Origin of the sequence: Comamonas testosteroni ATCC 11996 (assembly GCF_000241525.1) — a bacterium.
Lineage (GTDB): Bacteria > Pseudomonadota > Gammaproteobacteria > Burkholderiales > Burkholderiaceae_C > Comamonas > Comamonas testosteroni.
Map to the genome: position 1 here is coordinate 290,425 of NZ_AHIL01000043.1, position 21,188 is coordinate 311,612.

Annotated in this window: 13 protein-coding genes and 1 pseudogene; 10 read left to right on the plus strand and 4 right to left on the minus strand. The window is 63.4% G+C overall.

What is annotated here, in order from left to right:
- Positions 1 to 61 precede the first annotated feature (61 nt).
- Positions 62 to 988, plus strand: a complete 927-nt coding sequence (locus tag CTATCC11996_RS19770; protein WP_003079594.1) for a LysR family transcriptional regulator — start codon at positions 62 to 64, stop codon at positions 986 to 988.
- A 38-nt stretch (positions 989 to 1,026) separates the two neighbouring features.
- Here CTATCC11996_RS19770 and hrpA read toward each other — a convergent pair whose 3' ends face one another.
- On the minus strand, positions 1,027 to 5,082 hold the full coding sequence (gene hrpA / locus CTATCC11996_RS19775) for an ATP-dependent RNA helicase HrpA (protein WP_003079596.1): 4,056 nt from the start codon (positions 5,080 to 5,082) through the stop codon (positions 1,027 to 1,029).
- 263 nt (positions 5,083 to 5,345) lie between these two features.
- Here hrpA and CTATCC11996_RS19780 point away from each other — a divergent pair, with 263 nt between their 5' ends.
- The 5 genes and pseudogenes from CTATCC11996_RS19780 to CTATCC11996_RS19795 all read left to right on the plus strand — a co-directional run bounded on the left by CTATCC11996_RS19780 (position 5,346) and on the right by CTATCC11996_RS19795 (position 10,292).
- Positions 5,346 to 6,524, plus strand: a complete 1,179-nt coding sequence (locus CTATCC11996_RS19780) for a metallophosphoesterase (protein ID WP_003079598.1) — start codon at positions 5,346 to 5,348, stop codon at positions 6,522 to 6,524.
- A 470-nt stretch (positions 6,525 to 6,994) separates the two neighbouring features.
- Positions 6,995 to 7,099 (plus strand): annotated as a pseudogene (locus CTATCC11996_RS26380) (zinc-ribbon domain-containing protein); the annotation flags it as partial.
- Between the two features lie 177 nt (positions 7,100 to 7,276).
- Positions 7,277 to 7,816, plus strand: coding sequence for a zinc ribbon domain-containing protein (locus tag CTATCC11996_RS19785; protein WP_236597930.1), 540 nt, complete (start codon positions 7,277 to 7,279; stop codon positions 7,814 to 7,816).
- Positions 7,817 to 7,821: 5 nt separating this feature from the next.
- Positions 7,822 to 8,484: a hypothetical protein gene (locus tag CTATCC11996_RS19790; protein ID WP_003079603.1), complete on the plus strand. Its 663-nt coding sequence runs from the start codon at positions 7,822 to 7,824 to the stop codon at positions 8,482 to 8,484.
- 65 nt (positions 8,485 to 8,549) lie between these two features.
- On the plus strand, positions 8,550 to 10,292 hold the full coding sequence (locus CTATCC11996_RS19795) for a zinc ribbon domain-containing protein (RefSeq protein ID WP_003079604.1): 1,743 nt from the start codon (positions 8,550 to 8,552) through the stop codon (positions 10,290 to 10,292).
- Positions 10,293 to 10,390: 98 nt separating this feature from the next.
- On the opposite strand, the gene CTATCC11996_RS19800 is transcribed toward CTATCC11996_RS19795, so the two are convergent.
- From CTATCC11996_RS19800 to CTATCC11996_RS19810, 3 genes are all read right to left on the minus strand, one after another.
- Entirely contained in the window at positions 10,391 to 12,256 is a 1,866-nt protein-coding gene (locus tag CTATCC11996_RS19800; protein ID WP_050878882.1) for an enterochelin esterase domain-containing protein, read from the minus strand.
- Between the two features lie 16 nt (positions 12,257 to 12,272).
- The gene (locus CTATCC11996_RS19805; protein ID WP_003079607.1) at positions 12,273 to 14,486 is read right to left on the minus strand and encodes a TonB-dependent receptor; all 2,214 of its coding nucleotides are present in this window, start codon (positions 14,484 to 14,486) and stop codon (positions 12,273 to 12,275) included.
- A gap of 155 nt (positions 14,487 to 14,641) precedes the next feature.
- Positions 14,642 to 15,922 (minus strand): XAC2610-related protein, encoded by a 1,281-nt coding sequence (locus CTATCC11996_RS19810; RefSeq protein WP_003079609.1) that lies wholly within the window; start codon positions 15,920 to 15,922, stop codon positions 14,642 to 14,644.
- Between the two features lie 133 nt (positions 15,923 to 16,055).
- Between CTATCC11996_RS19810 and CTATCC11996_RS19815 the strand changes: the two genes are divergently transcribed.
- From CTATCC11996_RS19815 to CTATCC11996_RS19830, 4 genes are all read left to right on the plus strand, one after another.
- Positions 16,056 to 17,249, plus strand: a complete 1,194-nt coding sequence (locus CTATCC11996_RS19815) for an MFS transporter (protein WP_003079610.1) — start codon at positions 16,056 to 16,058, stop codon at positions 17,247 to 17,249.
- A gap of 846 nt (positions 17,250 to 18,095) precedes the next feature.
- Positions 18,096 to 18,686 carry an A24 family peptidase gene (locus tag CTATCC11996_RS19820; protein WP_003079612.1) on the plus strand — a complete coding sequence of 197 codons (591 nt, stop codon included), beginning with the start codon at positions 18,096 to 18,098 and terminating at the stop codon, positions 18,684 to 18,686.
- A 32-nt stretch (positions 18,687 to 18,718) separates the two neighbouring features.
- On the plus strand, positions 18,719 to 19,564 hold the full coding sequence (gene cpaB, locus CTATCC11996_RS19825) for a Flp pilus assembly protein CpaB (protein WP_003079614.1): 846 nt from the start codon (positions 18,719 to 18,721) through the stop codon (positions 19,562 to 19,564).
- A gap of 66 nt (positions 19,565 to 19,630) precedes the next feature.
- On the plus strand, positions 19,631 to 21,184 hold the full coding sequence (locus CTATCC11996_RS19830) for a type II and III secretion system protein family protein (RefSeq protein WP_003079616.1): 1,554 nt from the start codon (positions 19,631 to 19,633) through the stop codon (positions 21,182 to 21,184).
- Positions 21,185 to 21,188 lie beyond the last annotated feature (4 nt).

The following is a 21,188-nucleotide window of genomic DNA, read 5'->3' on the forward strand; positions in this document are numbered from 1 at the left end:
CTGTGTGTGAGAATCCCGCATCCTCGGCGAGTCCGGGTTTTCGCGAGGACAAGGAGATCCCATGGATCAGATACAGGCCATGCGTATTTTCGCGCGGGTCGTGGAAGCCGGCACTTTCACGCGTGCAGCCGATTCGCTGCAAATGCCAAAAGCCAGTGTGACCAAGAACGTTCAGGCTCTGGAAGAGCGCCTGCGCGTGAAGCTGCTCAACCGTACCACGCGTCGCGTCACCGTGACCGCCGATGGTGCGGCCTACTACGACCGTGCCGTGCGCCTGCTCGCCGACTTCGACGACCTCGAGGCCAGCGTCAGCCAGGCGCGCACCACGCCGCGCGGGCGCCTGCGCGTGGATGTGGGAACGACGGTGGCGCGTCTGCTCATCATTCCCCATCTGAGCGAGTTCCAGTCGCGCTACCCCGAGATACAGATCGATCTGGGCGTGAGCGACCGCACCGTGGACCTGATCAGCGACAACGTGGACTGCGTGATCCGCGGCGGCGAGCTGGCCGACCAGTCCCTGGTGGCGCGCCGCATCGGCAATCTGGAATTCATCACGGTTGCCGCCCCCGAATATCTGCAGCGCCACGGCGTGCCCCGGCATCCGCGCGATCTGGAGTCCGGCCATCGCAATGTGATCTATTTCTCGCCGGTCTCGGCCAGGCGCTATCCGCTGGAGTTCCACAAAGACGGCGAAGTGATAGAGATCGCCAGTCCCGCCCACCTGGGCATCAACGAAGGCAATGCCTATATCAGCGCCATCCTCGCGGGCCAGGGCATAGGACAGCTCAGCCGCTTTCAGATTCACAAGTACCTGGAAAACGGCCAGCTGCAACGGGTGCTGGAAGACTGGAAGCACCCTCTGCTGCCGATCTACGTGGTCTATCCGCCCAACTCCCACCTCAGCGCCAAGGTGCGCGCCTTTGTGGACTGGGTGGTGGAGCTGTTTTCGCGCAATCCGCTGCTGCAGGGCGAAAGCCGGCCCGCCTAGGCAGGCAGGGCCGCACTTGCCAGGCCGTCAGGGCAGCATCACTGCTGCAGCTGCGCCCAGACCTTGTCCAGCCGCTTGGCGCTGACCGGATAGGGCGTGCGCAGCTCCTGGGCAAAAAAGCTCACGCGCAGCTCCTCCAGCATCCAGCGGTACTCCTGCATACGGGCATCGATCTGCCCCTTGCGCTCGGCCACCAGCCGCCAGTAGCGCTGCTCCAGCGGCAGCAGCTCCTTGAGCTTGGCGGCATCGCGTGCCGGATCGGCCCGGTACTTGTCCAGGCGCGAGGTAATGGCCTTGAGATAGCGCGCGTAATGACCGAGCTGCGCCCAGGGGGCCACGGCGATGAAGTTCTTGGGCATCAGCTTTTGCAGCTGCTCGCTCGCGTCCTTGGTGGCCTCGGGCGCGTTCTTGGTGTCCTTGATCTTGCGCGCGGCGGCCGCGTACTCGGCAAGGATCGTGGCCGACATGCGTGCCACCTCGTTGGCAATCAGCGTCAGGCGGCCACGGCCGTCCTGCACGCGCTGCTTGAAGTCAGCCTCGTTGCTCGGCAATGGCTCCTGCAGAAAGGCGCGGTCAATGGCCACATCGATGATCTGGCCGCGCAGCTCCTCCTGCGTGCCCAGCGGCATATAGGCCACGGCCATCTTCTGCAGGTCGGGAATGTTCTTCTCCAGATACTTGAGCGCATCACGAATCTGCAGCGCGAACAGACGGCGCAGGCCCACGCGGTGCTTTGTGGCAGCGGCTTCGGGTTCGTCGAAGACTTCGATGCCGACGGCATCGCCATGATCGATCAAGGCCGGAAAGCCGATCAGCGTGGTGCCGCCCTTCTTGATTTCCATGAGCTCGGGCAGCTCGCCAAAGCTCCAGTCCTTGTAGCGCGCATCATGCGACTGGGCCGGCTTGCCCGCCGCAGCCCTATCATTTTTAGGAGCTTCTTTCGCTTGCCTACTATCACTTTCAGATACTTTTGACTCTGAAATTCTTGTATCACCTGCGCTAGCAGCTACCTTTAATGAAGCAAGCGCCTGAAAAGCGCCGCGTGCCTTGGCGCCCCACTCGGCCTTGAGCGCGCCCAGATTGCGGCCCTGGCCCAGCTGGCGGCCATGCTCGTCCGTGATGCGGAAGTTCATGAACAGATGCGGGCTCAGCATGTCCAGCTTGAAGTCTGCGCGCTTCACATCCAGCGAGGTCTCTGCCTGCACCTGCTTGAGCAAGGCGTCGATCAGCCCCCCCTGGGCCCAGCGTTCGTTCTGCGTGAACAGCTCGGCCAGCCGCGCGGCGCTCTCGGGCAGCGGCACAAAGCGGCTGCGCGGGCGCTGGGGCAGGCTCTTGAGCAGCGCCTGGATCTTGTCCTTGAGCATGCCCGGCACCAGCCACTCGGCACGCTCCTCCGACACCTGGTTGAGCACGAACAGCGGCACGGTGACCGTGATGCCGTCGCGCGCGTCGCCAGGGCTGTGCAGATAGCTGGCGCTGCAATCGGCACCGCCCAGCTTCACGGTCTTGGGAAATTTGTCCGTGGTGATGCCGGCGGCCTCGTGCCGCATCAGCTCGTCCCTGGACAGGCGCAGCAGCTCGGGCTGGTTCCTGCTCTCGGTGCGGAACCACTTGTCGAAGGTCGCGCCGCTGTACACATCCCTGGGCAGTTGCTGGTCGTAGAAGGCAAAGATCAGCTCGTCGTCGACCAGCACGTCCTGGCGGCGGCTCTTGTGTTCCAGCTCCTCGACCTTTCGCATGAGCTTGAGGTTGGCGGGCAGGAAATGCCATTGGGTTTCCCACTCACCCTCCACCAGAGCCTGGCGGATGAAGAGATTGCGCGCCTCGTGCGGATCGACACGGCCGTAGCTCACGCGGCGGCCGTTGTAGACCACCAGGCCATAGAGCGTGGCGCGCTCCAGCGCCACCACATCGGCCTGCTTCTTGCTCCAGTGCGGGTCCAGCAGCTGCTTCTTGAGCAGATGCCCGCCCACCTCCTCCAGCCACTGCGGCTCTATGGCCGCAATGCCGCGGCCGTACAGGCGCGAGGTCTCGACCTGCTCGGCCGCCACGATCCAGCGGCCGGGCTTCTTGCTCAGGTGAGCGCCGGGATGCGGGTGGAACTTGATGCCGTGCGCGCCCAGATAGCTCTCGCTTTCCTCTGCCTTGTAACCGATATTGCCGAGCAGCCCCGACAGCATCGACAGATGCACGGCCTCATAGCCCGCAGCCTCGTTGTTGAGCAGCCATTTCTGCTCCTTGACCACGGTCAGCAACTGCGAATGGATATCTCGCCACTCACGCACGCGGCGGATATTGATGAAGTTCTGGCGCAGCAACTGTTCCCACTGGCGGTTGCTGATCTTGTGCGTGGCCTCGTCGGCATGTTGGGCCTGCTCGGCGGGGTTGAACAGCGCCAGCCGCTCCTCGACCGTGCCTTCGAGCTGCGCACCGCCAGCACGCTGACTGACGGGCAGGAAGGCCTGGTTGCGCGCATTGGGCTTGGCCGCAGGCGCGTGCTGGGCCGCCATCTCCTTGCGGCTCTTGGCCACGACCTTGCCGCCGCGCGCATCCGACAGCCACTGCCACAGACGCAGATAGCCGCTGAATTCGCTTTTCTCGTCGTCGAACTTGGCATGTGCCTGGTCGGCCTGCTGCTGCGCTTCCATGGGACGGTCGCGCACGTCCTGCACGCTCAGAGCCGAGGCAATGATCAGCACCTCGGCCAGGGCGCGGCGCTCGCGCGCTTCCAGAATCATGCGGCCCACGCGCGGGTCCAGCGGCAGACGCGACAGCTCCTTGCCCATGGGCAGCAGATGGCCGTGATCGTCCACTGCACCCAGCTCGGCCAGCAACTGATAGCCGTCGGCAATGGCGCGGCCCGAGGGCGCTTCAAGGAAGGGGAAATGCACCACATCGCCCAGACCCAGCGACTTCATGCGCAGAATCACGCCAGCCAGCGAGGAGCGCAGGATTTCGGGGTCGGTGAAGCGGTCGCGGCTGACAAAGCTCTCTTCGTCATACAGGCGAATGCAGATACCGTTGGCCACACGGCCGCAACGGCCCGCGCGCTGGTTGGCAGCGGCCTGCGAGATCGGCTCGACCAGCAACTGCTCCACCTTGCTGCGAAAGGAGTAGCGCTTCACACGCGCCGTACCTGCATCGATCACATAGCGAATGCCCGGAACCGTGAGCGAGGTTTCGGCCACATTGGTAGCCAGCACGATGCGCCGGCCCGTATGGCCGTCAAAGATACGGTCCTGCTCGGCCTGAGACAGGCGCGAGAACAGCGGCAGCACCTCGGCGCTGCGCAGCGTGGGCGAGTGCTGCAAATGCTTGCGCAAATGGTCGGCGGCTTCGCGGATCTCGCGCTCGCCGGGCAGGAAGATCAGGATATCGCCACCCTTGCCGCCGGCCCAGAGTTCATCGACGCCATCGGCAATGGCGTCGTTCAGATCCTTGTCCTTTTCACCCTCGAACGGGCGATAGCGCATCTCCACCGGATAGGTTCGGCCCGAAACCATGATCACGGGCGCCAGACCGTTCTTCGATTCGAAGTGCTTGGCAAAGCGGTCGGCATCAATGGTGGCTGACGTGACCACCACCTTCAGATCGGGGCGCTTGGGCAGGATCTGCTTGAGATAGCCGAGTAGAAAGTCGATGTTCAGGCTGCGCTCATGCGCCTCGTCGATGATCAGCGTGTCGTAGGCCTTGAGCAGCGGATCGGTCTGGGTCTCGGCCAGCAAGATGCCGTCGGTCATCAGCTTGACGGAGGCGTTCTTCTGCAGCGTGTCCTGAAAACGCACCTTGTAGCCCACCACTTCGCCCAGCGGCGTGTTCAGCTCCTCGGCAATGCGCTTGGCCACCGAGCTGGCGGCAATGCGGCGCGGCTGGGTGTGGCCGATCAGATGGCCGCGCACCTGGCCGTTGGCATCGGGCGCGGCATTGAGCCTGCCCCGGCCCAGCGCCAGTGCGATCTTGGGCAGCTGCGTGGTCTTGCCCGAGCCGGTCTCGCCACAGACGATGATGACCTGATGGCGATCCATGGCCTCCATGATTTCCTGGCGACGGCTGGATACGGGGAGCGACTCGGGGAAGTTGATCTTCAAAGGCATAAGGGCTGGGATTATCCCCGTCCTTGGACGGTCTTGCGCAGCAATGGCAAAAGCAGCCGTGCCGCGCAATTTTCAACGCCCTGCGGCGCGCCGGCGATGGCAGATGCAGCAGCGTTCATCGCGGGGACACCAACGCTTGCTATGCTCGCGGCAATTTTTGCAGGACTTACGCAAACAAGAATGCTACAACGGCCTGCCTTCTGAGGCAGTCGCCCGGCCTGGGCCCTTTTTGCGCAAGTCGTTTTTTGGTTTCTCCGCTGCCCATGGTCTCGACTGCTGCTTTCGTCATCCCTCTTCTGGCTCTCTGGCTCTGGTGGCCTGTCTCCAGCCTCAACGGCACCTCCCGTCTGGCCCGCCTGCTGGCCGTGCTGATCACAGGCCTGCTGGGCATCGCGCCGGCCTTGCTGCTCAAGGCCGTGCAGACCAATGCCCTGCCCTACGCCGTGGTGGCGCGCCTGCAGGTTCCCGGTGGCTGGATTCTGGCCATGCTACTGATGCTGGCGCTGTTCGTGCTGCTGCGCGATCTGCTGTGGCTGATCGCCCGGCTCATGGGACGCACCGGCCTGGCGCAGCTGCTGCACCTTCCCGCACTCACCGCAGCCGCCGTGGTGGCCACCGGCTGCCTGAGCGCCATCGGCGTCTTCAACGCCCTGCAGCCACCCCGGGTGCACGAGCAGCAGATCGCGGTCAGAAACCTGCCCGCTGCCCTGCAGGGCCTGCGCATTGCCGTGCTGGCCGATATCCACGCCAGCCCGGTCAATGATGCAAGCTATGTGCAGACCATCGTGCAGCGCACCCTGGCCACCACGCCCGACCTGATCGTGCTGCCCGGCGATATGGTGGACGGCGATGTCGCCACCAGCCGTCCCCATGTGGCGCCGCTGGCCGCCTTGAGCGCACGCTACGGCGTCTGGGCGGCACCGGGCAACCACGAGTACTACAGCGGCTATAACGCCTGGATGGCCGAGTTCCGCCGCCTGGGCCTGAATCTGCTGGAAAACCGCATGCAGCTGCTGAACATCAAGGGCAGCAAGCTGGCCCTGTCCGGCATCGGCGACCCGGTGTTCGGCCGCACCTCGCCCAACAACGCCGACCCCGAGGTCGCCGAAGGCGTCCCCCCCGATGTGGACGCGGTTGCCGCCCAGGCCCGCAAGGCCGGCGCACCGTTTCATATCCTGCTGGCACACCAGCCCAAGTTCGCGCGCGACAACGCGTACAAGGGCGTGAACCTGCAGATATCGGGCCATACCCACGGCGGGCTGATTCTGGGCATGGACCGCTGGCTGGTGGCTCCCGTCAACAACGGTTTTGTGCGCGGCGAATATGACGTCGGCAACATGAAGCTGCTGGTCAGCAGCGGAGCAGGCCTGTGGGCCGGTTTTGCCATACGCCTTGGCGTAGCGCCGCGAATCGAGCTGCTGACGCTGGTTGCGCAGCAGTGATTACCGGCTTTGCTGACTCCCGGGGTTCAGCAAGGCCCGTATTTCGTTGAAATCTTTACAGCGCAAAACACTCTCAACCATTTGAAGCATTTGCAAAAATCAAACAGATTTCGAGATTCGAACTTTTCTCGGCAATCCAGGCCTTCATAAAGCAGCTGATTTACGGCCTTCTTTTCAAATCAGTCACTTGCACCAGAAATCCCTTGAAACTTAGCGCGCAGTCTCATTAACCCAAACCCCATTCATGGATTGCCATGCCTGACAAAAAGCTGTCAAAACCAAGCGTACTTACATTCCCGTAAAGCGATCCAACAGGCTGCGGCAAATGCGCCGCTAAGATACAAATCATTTTTCATGGGTCCGTACCGGTTCATGCCAATGCGCAGAAACCGGCCCATATTCCAGGCATTGCCAAGGCAGCAATGCCGCCGAGCGGCCATTCCAGCGGACTCTTTTCTCGATTGCAGACCATGAATTGTTCCCAATGCGGCAACCCGCTCTCTCCCAATGCCAAGTTCTGCAAGAGCTGCGGCGCCAGACAAGAGCCGGACGCGGCAATCACTGCTGCTGAAAAAATCTGCAGCCAATGCCAGGCTGTCTGCAAACCCGAGGCCCGCTTCTGCACACGATGCGGCATGGTGTTCGAGCGCACCGTCGAAAACCGTGCTGCAGCGGCAACTGCGCAGCCCATGCCTTCAGGTGCCTCGCAGACCATTGATGGCGCAAGCCTGGCTCCGCCCTTGATCGAGCCCATGGATACACCCGCACCAAGGCCGCCACAGTCGGAGCCCGTCGCATTTGCGCCGCGCAACGACCGCACACCGGCCTTTCCCCAGGAGCCGGTGAGCGGCAGCAATGCCTGGATCAAATGGGTGGCGCTGGCACTGCTGATCGCTGCCATTGCGGGCGGAGTGATGATGGCAAGCAATATGAAGGGCCTGACCGGCGCGGGCAATAGTGCATCCGGTTCGTCCCAGGCCGGCAAGGATGGGATTTCGCCCGAAGACAAAGCCAAGGCCGACGCCCTGGTCGGCCCGCTGGGCGGCAGTACCGCAGCGCAAACGACACCTGCCGAAAATGCCACGATTGCCGGCGCCGTAGACAACGCGCCCGCCACCGCAGTCGCCCCTGTGGTGACGACCCCAGACACTGTCAGCGCCCCCCCCGCGCCAGCGGCCAGCCCGGAGCTGTCCCCAGCCCCGGCATCTGGCAAACCGCCCATGCCGGCCCCTGCAAGAACACCCGCAGTCAAGAAGAACACCGCGCCATCGCTGGATGACCTGCTGGATTGAAAGCCATGAAAAAACTCAAACTCACTGTGCTGGCCTGCGCCGCAACCCTGCTTGGCGGCTGCGCCACCTTGCAAGATGCCTCCACATCGCTGAGCTGCATGCTCTCGCGCGTCACCAATTCCGCCGACCCCAGCTGCGGCCCCGGCGGCAGCGCGCCCGCAACCGCTGTGTCGGGCGGGCAGAACGAGCGCTTTGCGCGTCTGCAGGCCGCTCTGGATCAGGAAACCCAGCAGGCGCAAAGCATGCAGGCCCAGGCCGTGCAAGCCATGCACAAGCTGCCGCCCAAACAGCGTGCCGTGGCCGGTCCGGTGCAGACCAGAACCGTCAGCATCGCCGATGCCCAGTCGGGACAGGCACACCAGATGCGCAGCTTCTCCGCCCTGACCGTGGAGATGCCGCTGGCCGCCAAGGGCCGCAAGGAATACACCCAGGCCATGAATGTGCTCAAGGAACTGGCCAATGAACTGGCCGACAACCGGGGCTCGTCGAGCATCGTGGTCGATCAGTCTGACGAGGACGTCAAGGCCGGGCGTGTGAATACCGCCACAGGCACCACCCAGTCCAAGGGCGGCAAGCCCGTGACTGTCATCAAGAAGATCGATACTGGTCTGCCCGCCGGCGTGGAGCGCTACACCATCGAAGCTGGCGAGATCCGCGGCAAGCTTTGACACCCGGCAAGCCAGCGGCTCATCGCGCCACACCAGCCAGCCTCAACCATCAGACAGGACAAAAAATGAGAGAGCAACCCCTGGGAGAAATACGTTTTGCCACCCTTGCCAGAGCCGCCGAAGGACCGACTCAGTGGCGACCGCTGCTGCTGTGCTTTCTGACGCTGCTGCTGACCGGCGCACTGATAGCAGGCGCGGCCTGGATGCTGGTCAAGGCCGGCTTCTTCATGTACCTGATCTTCATGCTGGCGGCCGTCGTCGCGCTGCTGGCCGGCTCTTCAGGCGTGGGCATCATGCTCATGGACAAGGCCAGGAACGAGCCCGTACGCTCCTTCTCGGCGGCTGCATCGGCCGGTCTGCTTTGCCTTCCCAAGTTCCTGCTGGTCGGTCTGGCGATATTTGTTGCCACGCTGGCCTACTACCTGCTGGCTGCCGTCATTTACTTCATCTGCAAGATTCCCGTGCTCGGCGGCATTCTGGCCTTTGTGGCCCACCCGATTCTGGTGCTGGTCGCCGCAGCCTTGCTGATCGCAATGATCTGGGTCGTCGGCCCGCTGATGGGTCCCGCGCTGTGGAGCGGCCTGTCCGTCAAGGCTGCGCTGGCCAACGTGCTGAGCATCGCTCGCAAGCGTCTGGTCGAAGTGGTGCTGATGGAAGTCGTGCTCTATGTCATTTTGGGCCTGGTCTGCTTCATGCTGTTTGCCGGACTGGTGCCTGCCACCGTCTCCCTGACCGGGATGGCCATGAGCATTACCGGAGATGCCGGCGCCATGGCCGGCATGTTCATGGGCGGCGGCTACGGCCGTGGCTACGGTGGTGGCTTCAATCCCATGGGCATGATGGGTGGCGGCAGCACCGGCCTCATCGCCGGCCTGGGCGTTCTGTACTGTGTGGTGGGCGCACTGCTGGCCCAAGTCGCCATCATGGGCATGAATCTGATCTATCTGCAGGCTCGTGAAAGCGTGGACCCTGCCGAGGCCGAGGGTGCACTGGACAGCCTGATTGGCGATGTACGCAAAAAAGCCGAGGAAGCCAAGGCCCAGACCATGGCTGCCGCAGAACGCACCATGGCTGCGGCCGAGCGCGCCAAGCAGGCTGCCAGCGAGCGCCTGCAGGAAGCCACAGCCAAGCCCGCCGCCACCGACACCCCGCCCGGCAACGACAGCAATGCCAGCGCTGGCGCGGTAACGACTGGCGCAGCAACGGCTGGCGCAGCAGCGGCTGGCGCAGCAGCGGCTGGCGCAGCAGCGGCTGGCGCAGCAGCGGCTGCCGCAGGTCTGACTGCCGCTACAGCGGCATCCACCGAACAGGCATTTGCAGAGCAGCAGGCGCGCGAGCGTGCTGCCGCCGATGCGGCGGAAAAAGCACGTCAAAGCGCTGAAGATGCTGCCGCCCGCCAGCGTAGCGAAGCCGAAGCGTCACGCCTGCGTGCCGAGGCCGAAGCAGCCCGTCTGAAGGCTGAAGCCGAGGCCGCCGAGCAAGCTGCACGCGAACGTGCGGCTGCCGAAGCTCAGGAACTGGCCGCACGCCAGCGGGCCGAAGCCCAGGCCGCAGAGCGCGCAGCACAGCAAAAGGCCGCTGAGGAGCGCGCCGCAGCCCAGGCTGCCGAAGAAGCACGTCAGCAAGCCGAAGCCGAGCGACTGGCCAGGCAGCAGGCTGCCGAGCGTGAAGCGGCCCGCGCCCGCGCCGAAGCAGAGGCAGTCGAGAAAGCCCGCCTGGCTCAGGCTGCGCCGAGCTGCCCCGCCTGCAGCGCCCCTGTAGCCGCCAATGACCTGTTCTGTGGCGAATGCGGCAACAAGCTCAAGTAGAAGCTTGCATAAAAAAGGCCTGCAGCGCTTGCGAACAAGCGCTCCAGGCCAAAAGCAAAAAAGGGGGCTTCAGGCCCCTTTTTTTGTGCTCCCCGGACTCAGAGCCCACAAGCCTGTTCGACCTGCTCCTTGAGCCCCTTGGTCGATGGCTCTCGCCCCATCAGCGCCAGCAGCCCGCAGGCCAGCGAACCCTGCCAGTGCACATAGTCATGACCGGTGCTGTGCACACGCTGCACGACCTTGTTGCCCTTGGCACGCAGCACATCACCCAGCTCCTGGCTGGTTTCGCGTATGCCTGCCTGACCACCGCGAGCCCCTTCGTATAGGCCGGCATCAAAGTAAAAGCGAATAGGCAGTTGCGGTGCTTGCTCATACTGGCGAGCCAGCCAATTGGGCGGCTCGCCCTTGGGTGCCCACCAGTAGGAGCCCGAAAGACTGAGCACATTGCCAAACCACTGCGGATAGCGCAGCGCCACATAGCTTGAAGCCAGGCCGCCATAGCTCGATCCTGCAATCACAGTGCGCTCAGGCCCGGCCGCTATACCCTGTGCCTTGAGCCAGGGCATGAGCTGCTTGCCCATGAAGTCGGCAAACACCGGGTTGGGCGGCAGCTCGCGGCTGCGCGCGTCGCCTTGGCCATTGGCCACCAGCACGACGGCCGTTGCAGGCAGCAGGCCATCGGCCATCAGGTTGTCGATGATGGCGGGCGTGGGAACCTGGCGCAGATAGGCCTGGGCGTCGAACAGCACCAGCAGGGAACGCCCAGCCGCATCGGCCTGCTGCCAGCCCTGCGGCTTGTAGATCCAGATATCGCGCCCATTGCCCAGCGCCTGGCTGCCCAGCCAGTGACGCTGCAACTGGCCAGTTGCCACGCTGGCACGGGACTGGCTCCAGGGCTGGGGCGGCGCCTTGGCCAGTGTCAGCACGGAGCGCCCGTCGTAGCGATCCTGCACCGCCTGCAGATCCGCAGACCGCCCCCAGCTCTGGCGATTGAGGGGGTCGCGCTGCAAGGTGGACAGAATGGATCGGCGCTGAATCATGGCATCGGCCGAAACCTGAGGCACATCGGGCGCAAAGCCATAGCTGAGCCGTGCATCCCTGGGCATGACGAAACTGGCCCACCAGACATCGCTGCTTCCGAGGCGCTGCAGCGGCTCATGATTGCCCGATGGACTGCCGAACAGTCTCACGGACTGCCCGGCGCCGCGCCAGACAAAGCTCACCAGCTGATGCTCGGCATCCCAGGGCTCGATCAGCGGCGTGCCCTGGCGTTCCATTTCCTGCCAGAAGCTGCGGCTGTCGCCGCCCTGCGCCAGCCGCTCCTGCAAGGCCTTGAGCCTGGGGCTGCGCAGCGGCTCGGGTTCGATCTCTGCCGCAGGCCCATGGCCAGCCGCCAACGGCGCCAGCACCTGGGTGATCGTCAGCTCGTAGGCGCCAGGACTGGGCGCGGCATGGGTCGGTGCATCGCTGTGCCCGCCCTGCGCCACCGACATGCCGCTTGCTGTCGATGCATAAGGCTGGGCATTCTCTGCACGCAGCACCAGACGCTCCTTCGCCTTGCCCCGGCTTTGCCAGGTGAATGCGTGATCGACGCCTGCGCCCTGACTCAGCCGCCGCAGATGGCGTCCGTCAGGCGTCTGCACATCCAGCACCACGCCCAGCGCCTGCAGATTGCCGCGCACCACGGCTCCGGCCGGAGCCTCCAGCTGCAGGTTCAGCGTCTGCCCCGGCGCCAGCCTGCCGGAGAGCGGCTCCCGCACCGAAAGCAACGAGGCCGCCTTGCCCTCGCTCTGAAGAGTGCTGGCCGGCAAGGGCCGGGCCGCACCGGCCGAGCCGCCGATGCCGACGCTGGCCGCAGCCAGCAGACCTGGAACAAGCAGGGAGCGCAGCCCTTTGCCCGGTGGCCTGTGGCCCCTCACCGGCAATGGCAATGGCAATGGCAACCCTTGATGATTTTCATGCATTGATGCCTCCTCTGCCTCAGAAGTCCACCGCAGCGCTGATGCGCACGGTGCGCGGTGCGCCCACGGTCAGGAAATTGTCAGCAAAGGCTCCAGCCCAGTAGTTGCGACCAAAGACGTTGTCCACCGTACCGCGCAAGACCACTTTCTTGTCGGCAACGCGCGTGGTGTAGCGGGCGCCGACATCAAAGCGCGTCCAGCTCGGTGCACGCAAGGTGTTGGCCGAGTTGACCCACTGCTTGCCCGTGTGCACCATGCGTGCGTTCAGCGCCAGACCGGCCACACCCGGAACATCCCAGTCTGCCGCCAGATTGGCCGCCCAGCGCGCCGCGCCGAAAGCATCATGGCCGTCGTTGTTGGCGCCCTGGGTGCTGGTCAGCTTGGGCTGCAGGTACGTGATGCCGCCCAATACGCGCAAACTGGAGCTCACGGCACCAAAGGTATTCCACTCCACACCGCGATTGCGCTGCTCGCCATTGAGCTTGAGGGTATTGGCCGCCGTATCGATGGTGGTCGAAGGCTTCTCGATCTGGAACAGCGAAAGCGTATTCGTCCAGCCTGCGCGGCGCCACTTCACGCCCGCCTCCATCTGCTTGGATTTGTAGGGCGCGAATGTCTCGCCTGCATTGGCATAGGTGGAGCCGACCTCAAGGCCGGGGCTCAGCCCCTCGATGTAGTTGGCATAGAAGGACAGATCCTCGCCCCAGGGCTTGGCCACCAGGCCCAGCATGGGAGTGACAGCGCTCTCGTCGTAGCCCTTCATCTTCTGATTCACGCGCTGGTGGCGTGCGCCCAGCGTCAGCTGCAGCCTGTCCTGCAGCAGGCTCAGGGTATCGGCCACGGCGAAACTGCGGATCACATTGTCGTTTTCCTGGCGCACGGCATTGCGCGGGCCTGCCAGAACCGGCAGCACCGGGTCGTAGATATTGGTGGTGTAGCTGCTGCTGACCACGATGGGCAGCGCGCGCCCGCTTTGCTGCTGCAGCTCGTTGAACGAGAACACCAGCTGATGGCCCACATCGCCGGTCTTGAAGCGCCCGCGCAAACCCGCGTCCAGCGCCGTGCTGTTGGTATAGCCCTGCAGGTTATAGGTCTGACCCACGGCAGAGCCGTCGCCCACGGCATTGAGCACCACACGTGTGCCCGTGGGCTGGCCTGCATAGTCATGCCAGGCCTTGCCCAGGCTGCCGTAGAGCTGCCAGCTGTCGCTCAGCTCGAAACTGCCGCGCAGCGCCACCGACTTGTTCTCCACTTCGGTGTTGACGCCGCGGAACAGATTGTTGCTGGCATCCGGCGCCGCAATCAGATTCTTCATCTTGCCAAAGCTCACCATCACCGGGCTGCCGTTGTCCAGATTCACTTTGTAGTGATAGGCATCCAGTCCCAGCGTAAAGCGATCGCCCTGATAGTCGAGCGCCACGGCGCCCAGGCGGCGGCGGCGCTTCTGCTCGTCGACCTCGGTTTCCCCGCTGGACAGCACGCCGTTAAAGCGTATGCCCAGGCGGCGCTCGGGGCCAAAGCGCCGCGATACATCCGCATGCTCCTGCAGCTGCGAGCCCGAGGTGAAGGTGGTGGTCAGCCGCGTCAGATCCTCGGCCAGCGGCTTCTTGCTGACCACATTCACCACACCGCCCACCGCTCCATTGGGAGCCATGCCGCCAAGCAGCGCGCCCGGGCCCTTGAGCAGTTCCACGCGCTCGATCATCTCGGTCGGCACATGGCTGTCGGGCGCCAGGCCATACAGGCCGTTGAACGCCACTTCGCTGGCGTTGACGTCGAAGCCCCGAATCACATAGTTCTCGTTGACATGGCCGGTATTGGTGGTAAAGCGCACCGAAGAGTCGTTTTCCAGCACAGCAGCTACCGTGGCCGCATTCTGGTCGCGGATCAGTTCTTCGGAGTAGGCAGTGATGTTGAAAGCAGCATCCATCACATCCACATTGCCCAGCAGCCCCAGCGCTGCCCCTTTGGCGACCTGGGCGCCAGGGGCAAGCGCGGGCAGAGCGCTGCCGTCCTGCTTGCCGGAAACCATGACTTCGCCCAGGCGTTTTTCCTGCGCATCCGGCGTCTGGGACTGCGCCTGGGCTCCGGCACTCAAAACCACCAACACCGCCAGCCCCACGGCTGAGCGGGGGCTGCGGCAGGCCGCAGAAGAAAGCCAATGCGCGAATGGCGCGAACTGTGTGGATGCCGGCTGCACCTTGCCTGCGCCGCCACGAACCGGGGTTGCCATGTAGACCTCGTTTTTGATTGATCTCCTATGGCTAAAACGAAGTGCGTGGCTAAGGCTTATTAAGAATGAATCTCAATTCTGTGAAATTGTATAACACGCAAACCTTCTTAAAAAGATAGCAGCAAGCGATTTCCATGCATAGCGATAACCCGTTTTCAGGGCTGAGTACCGGCGGGCTTTTCCGCCTCGCAGTTCTGCTCGGCGTTCTCGCTCATCAGCACACGCACCACCTTGTGGGCATCGGCATCGAAGACCGCGATATCGGGGCAGTAACGGGCACCTTGGGGCGTATCGACTTTGCGGTAGCTTGCGCCATAGGCCTTGAGGACTTGGGGTGGCTGTCCGGCTCTGGGCTCGGCCAGTACCTGTACCTGGTTCTGGCCCATGGTGGCAGCGGGATCGGTATCGCACCAGTCGGCAGCGGGCTCCTGCCCCAGGCTCAGCTCGCCGCCGCGCTGGTACAGGCCGCCAGGCCAGCGCACATGGCCTTGTGCATAGGCTGGCATCTGATAGCAGGCCATGAGCTTGCCGCCCTTGCGCACCGGCAGCATATAGCTTTCGGCCTGCTCGACCAGCTCCGGCCCGGTGGGCTTCCAGGCATAGATGTCCACGCCATGGCTGCAGCAGCTGGCACGCCATTCGCTATAGATGCGTTTGGCCTTGCCATCAAAGGCGGGCGAGGTGATGTCCTGCAGGGACTGCGGCCCCAGTACCAACTTCTGCGTACTCGGGTCGTAAAGCCAGGTGCGGTGCGCAATATTCGGCCCCGCAGGCAGATCCAGGGCCTGGGTCAGGTCCGGCCAGCCATCAAAATTCGCATCCACCCAGCGCGGCTGCACCAGCCAGCAACTGCCCACGGCAGCGGTCGGCAGGCTTTGCTTCAAGCGTCCCTGCTCATAGACCTGAATGGCTGAAACCTCAAGATCCGTATGTTCGCCGCAGTCCGCCAGGGAGCGCAGCTTCTGATTCATCAGCAGGCGCAACTCGTAATGCAGCGCATGGGGAAAATCCGGGGGCTGGCGCAGCAGATGGACCGGCCAGCGCCTTTTGCCATCCATGGACTGCCACTGGCCCTGCAGACGCTGCGGCGCCATGCCCGGCAAAGCCGCCAGCGACCAGCGGCCCGAAGGCCTGGGATCGCTGGCCCCCGTCATGGGCGTTTCCGTCAGCTGTCCGCTTGCCGTGCCTTCGAGATCAAGCGTGGCGTCGGGCCGATTGCAGGGTTCATAGCAATAGCTGCCGCCGACGGCACCGCCCAGCCGCCATAGCTCCAGCTTGACTGCCTTGCCGGCGATCTCGCCACGATAGCTAGCCGACCAGACCACTGCTTCATGCAGGGTGTCTGTCTTCTCGGCATGCGCCATCGACGCCCAGCTCATGAGCGCCATCGCGATATTCAGGCTCACAGCCCGGCCAGTCAGGCATTTCAACGTCATATCTCTTCCATTCACTTCGATCACCAGGCTCGTATCTGCATCATGCCCGCAGCAAGCCTTTTAATGTGCGGCCAATATGAATGCTGCAAGATGTGACAGATCTGCGCACAAGCATGGACAGCCAAAGCGATTTATGCAATCAGACAACAACACACAACAAAGCCGCAATATGGGCCTGCTGGTCGCAGCCCAATCCCTGGGAGGAGCCTCTCCGCCCATCATCATCTCGCTGGGCGGGCTGGTCGGGCAGCAGCTGTCGTCCAACCCCACGGCATCCACCTTGCCGGTCAGCATCTACCAGCTCGGACTGGCGCTGTCCACCCTGCCAGCGGCCTGGATCATGAACCGCATGGGCCGCCGCGCGGCCTATGTGCTGGGTGCCATTTTGGGCGTGATCTCCGGCGTGGTCGCCGCGCAAGGCATTGCCCACAGCGACTTCGTCACCTTCTGCATCGGCACGGCGCTGGCCGGCTTCTATGCGGCCTGCGTGCAGAGCTACCGCTTCGCCGCCACCGATCTGGTGAGCGAGCCCGCGCAGCAGGCCAAGGCCATTTCGCGCGTGATGATCGGCGGTCTGATTGCCGCCATCATCGGCCCGCAGGTCGTGATCTGGACCCGTGACGCCCTGCCTGCCACCCCGTTTGCCGGCAGCTTCTACAGCCAGGCGGCCCTGGCCTTGCTGGCCCTGCCCCTGCTCATGGGCCTGCGTCTGCCGCCGCCTCAGAGAAAAAAGGCCGTGGCTGACGACGCCAGGCCGCTGGGTGAAATTGCCCGCACGCCCCAGTTCGTCGTGGCCTGCGCGGCCGGTGTCGTCAGCTACGGACTGATGGCGTTCCTGATGACCGCTGCGCCCATGGCCATGGTGGGCTGCGGCCACAGCGTGGGCGAAGCCGCCATGGGCATCCAATGGCATGTGCTGGCCATGTTCGTGCCCAGCTTTTTTACCGGCAAGCTGATTGCACGCTATGGCAAGCGGCCCGTGACAGCTCTGGGCCTGCTGATGATAGGCGCAGCCGGTGTGCTGGCCTTGATGGGCCTGGATATCTTCCACTTCTGGGGCTCGCTGATTTTGCTGGGCGTGGGCTGGAACTTCGGCTTCATCGGTGCCACGGCGCTGCTGACCGAGTGCTACCGCCCCTCGGAGCGCGCGAAGGTGCAGGCACTCAACGACTTTCTGGTCTTCGGCACGGTGGCCGTGGCCTCGTTCGGATCGGGCCAGCTGCTGCACAGCGCTGGCTGGAACGGCATCAATATCGGCATGCTGCCCTTGGTGGCCGTCGTGCTGGTGCTGCTGGGCCTGCACAGCCAGCGCAGGGCAAAGGCCTGAAGCTGCGCCGATGTTTGCCGCCTTCAGACAGCTATCAAAATAGAAGCTATCACCACCTTACTGGCAATGGAATCAATGGATTTCACCCATGAAATCCATTCAGGCAAAGCGCTTAAAGCTATATTTTTTATAGCATAACATTCCCTGTGAATGCACCGATCGGGTGTTGCCTGAAGGCCGCCTCAACGCTCGCAGCAGACCGTCTGCAGGACCGCGCCGACAGGCCAGGAGGGAATGCCAGCCTCCAGCCGGGCTGCAGCTTGCCGAGGATTACCCTGGCCTCATCCCTCAAAGCGGCTACTCAGTCCTGCCGCAGCCTTGCCCCAAGTCGTGATGCCGACGCCCGGGCCTGCCCCGCCATGCAGCAGCGGCCACTTCAGGCCCCGGAACATGGGTAACGCCCATAGCGCATTTCAGCGCCTGCCGGGCCCACCGAGCCAGCTCCCTCTTCAAGCCATGTCAGCGCCTTCGCCGCCCCCCGGGCGCCTTTGCGCGCGGGCTCCAGGCAAGGCCTTGCGATCGCGCTCTGTAGCCGACACCGACCGTGGGCCGATCTGCGTCAGCAAGCGCATGAGACCAATGCTTACGCAACCTACAACGGCGTCACATTTGCATCTCACGCAGATTAGAAAAATTCTTACGAACTCGAATATTGATAAGCGATTTCTATAGGAATACTATTTCCACAAAATTAAACAAAAGAATGAAGTTGATAGAAAAATTGTATTTAGTCACATATCGCCCGAATCCTGTAGACATCAGTCAGATGAGCTGAACGCAGCAGACCGCCAGCGTCAGCTCTGAGGCCCGAACAGGATTCGCTGAACACAGGACTGGAGATTGACCATGACATCTTCCGAACTCAGCGCAGCATCCGAACTCGTGGTCGCCGTTTTCACCGAGCCGCGTTCGCTGATCCTGTTGCTGCTTTTGCTGGCAGCCAGCATCAGTGACCTGCGCACACGGCGCATCCCCAATCGCCTGACCTTCGGTGGCATCACCCTGGCCCTGCTCTATGGTCTGCTGGCCCACCACCCCCATAGCGGCGGCTTTTTCTGGGCACTGGGCGGCATGGCGGTAGGCCTGGCATTGATGCTGCCTCTCTATCTGCTGCATGCCATGGGAGCCGGCGACGTGAAGCTGATGGCCATGGTCGGCAGCTTTCTAGGCCCCGCCGCCACCTGTCAGGTCGTGATCTTTGTCTTTATCACCGGCGGCTTGGCAGCCATCAGCTACGCACTCTGGCATCGCATGGCCGGCAAGCTGGTGCGCAACTCGGCCGAGGCAGTGCAGTTGCTCTACGTCAATGTCGCTGCGGGGATCCGTCCCGATGCCCGCTCCAACTCGGCGCATTCGGTAGGCACCTTGCCTTACGGCGTCAGCATCGCCCTGGGAACCCTGGCGTTCCTGGTCGCTCGGCAGTTCACCTGGGTCTAGTCACTTACATCACGGCATAGCGGGAGCCTCCCATGAAAAACCTCAAAGCTTTGGGTCTGTTTATCCTCGCAGCACTGGCCAGTCTGGCAGCGGCTGTCTACGCCGCCAACTGGGTGGCCCAACGCGGCAGCCTGGACGCCGACAAGGTGGTTGTCGCTGCCACCGACATTCCACTGGGCGGCAAGATCTTGCCGAACATGCTCAACACGGTGGACTGGCCGCGGGGCTCCATACCCGATGGCGCATTCCATGACATGCAACAGCTGCAGGATCGCGTCGTCAAGGTCGGCGTGCTGCGTGGCGAAGCCGTGCTCGAAGGCAAGCTGGCACCCGTAGGCACCAAAGGCGGACTGGCAGCCGTCATCGCTCCGGGCAAGCGGGCCATGACGGTACGCGTCAACGATGTGGTCGGTGTTGCGGGCTTCGCCCTGCCCGGCAACTACGTGGATGTGGTGGTCAATGCCCAGCAGGAACAGAACGGCAAGACAGAAGAGTCGCGCCAGATCAGCAAAACCGTGTTGGAGAACGTGCTGGTTCTGGCCGTGGCCCAGGAAGCCGATCGTGACGAGACCAAACCCAAGGTGGTGAGCGCCGTCACCCTCGAGCTGAGCCCGGAAGATGCCGAGAAACTCGATCTTGCACGCAGCGTGGGCAATCTTTCACTGGTGCTGCGCAACCAGATTGACAAAGATCCCACCAGCACTGCAGGCATCACCAAGCACCAGCTGTTTGGAACACCAGAGGCAGCCCCTGCACCGGTCAAGGTCGCAGCTCCTGCCAAACCCGTGATGCAGCGAGCCAGGCCCGCACCCCAGGCTTCGACAGCCACCTGTGTCGAAGTGATCCAGGGCGGCGCTCGAACTCTCAACTGCTTCTGATCTTCTACTCGCAACAACTCAGAGAGGTCGGCCGTGCAACACCATCACCTATACATAGCAGCCAGCATGCTGCTCGCCAGCTCAGCGCCTGTGCTGGCCCAATCTGCGGGCACGCCTGCTCAGCCCGGCCCCGTGGCTGCGGCAGCTCCCGCAGCTCCCCGCAACACCTTGCCCGCCAGGAATTGCACGGCCATCCGCACGGAGGATCCAACCACCGTCACGCTGGGGAAATCCGTGGTCATTCCGCTGAGCTCGCCCATGGCGCGCATCCTGGTCAGCGGCCAGACGCCCGGAGCGGGTCAGGCAGCAGCGCCCATGGCCGCGAATGCCCAGCCGCAAATGCAGAACGGCATGGGTGATATCGAGGTCCAATTGCTCAGCCCGCGAGACCTGTTCTTTCGCGGCCGCAAGTCTGGCTCCATGAACGTCATCCTGCAAAATGCCCAGGGTGCCTGCTTCATCAAGGACGTGATCGTCACCATGGACCCGGGGCCGCTGCAGGCCAAGCTCAGCGAGCTCATGCCCGAGGAACGCAGCATCCGCGTCCAGGGCGCCGACAATGCCCTGGTCCTGAGCGGAGAGATCAGCAATCCGCTGCGCCTGGACGATGTGGTGACGCTCGCCGGCGCCTACAGCGACAGCAAGAAGATCGTCAACCTGCTGCGCACCACTTCGCCTCACCAGGTGATGCTGGAAGTCAAGATTGCCGAGGTCAGCAAGACATTGCTCGACAAGCTCGGTGCCAGTCTTGCGGGCCAGCGCATCACCAGCAATGGCATGAATACATTCTCCATCGCCTCCAACTTCCTCAGTGGCGGCGGAGGACTGCTGAGCGCCATGCGCATAGGCAAAGGCTCAATCAGCATTGACGGCCAGAAAGACGACGGCCTGGTGCGTATTCTGGCCGAGCCCAACATCATGGCCATCAGCGGCCAACAGGCCAGCTTTCTCTCGGGCGGCAAGATCTTTATTCCCGTGGCACAGAGCAATACCACTGGCGTGCCAGTGATGACGCTGGAGGAAAAAGAGTTCGGCATCGGCGTCAAGTTCACGCCCACCGTACTGGGTGGCTCACGCGTCAATCTCAAGCTGGTCTCAGAAGTGTCCGACCTGTCTCAGACAGGCTCACCCTTCACCGCCATCAATGGCGTCACCTCCGTCATTCCCTCGCTTTCGGTGCGACGCGCAGACACCACGGTGCAGCTCAATGACGGGCAAAGTCTGGTCATTGCCGGTCTCATCAAGAACAACATCACCGAGGCCGTCAAACGCTTTCCGGGACTGGGGGAAATACCGGTTCTCGGCGCACTGGCCCGCAGCACCGAGTTCCAGACCGATCAGACCGAGTTGATGTTCATCATCACTCCGCGCCTGGTACAGGCACTCGCAGAAGCACCCAGAGTGCCCACCGACAACCATGTGGTGCCCTCACGCGCCGAGGTCTATCTCAACGGTGCGCTGGAGAGCTCCAAGCCCGCGCCAGCCGCGAAGACTGCGCCCGCCGCAGCCATGCCGTCCGGCACTGCAACCCCAGCTCCGGCACCTGCCCCGGTAGCAGCACCACAGGAGCTGCTACCGCAAGCACCGGCCGAGCCCTCGGTTGACCGTCCCGCCCCCTGAACCC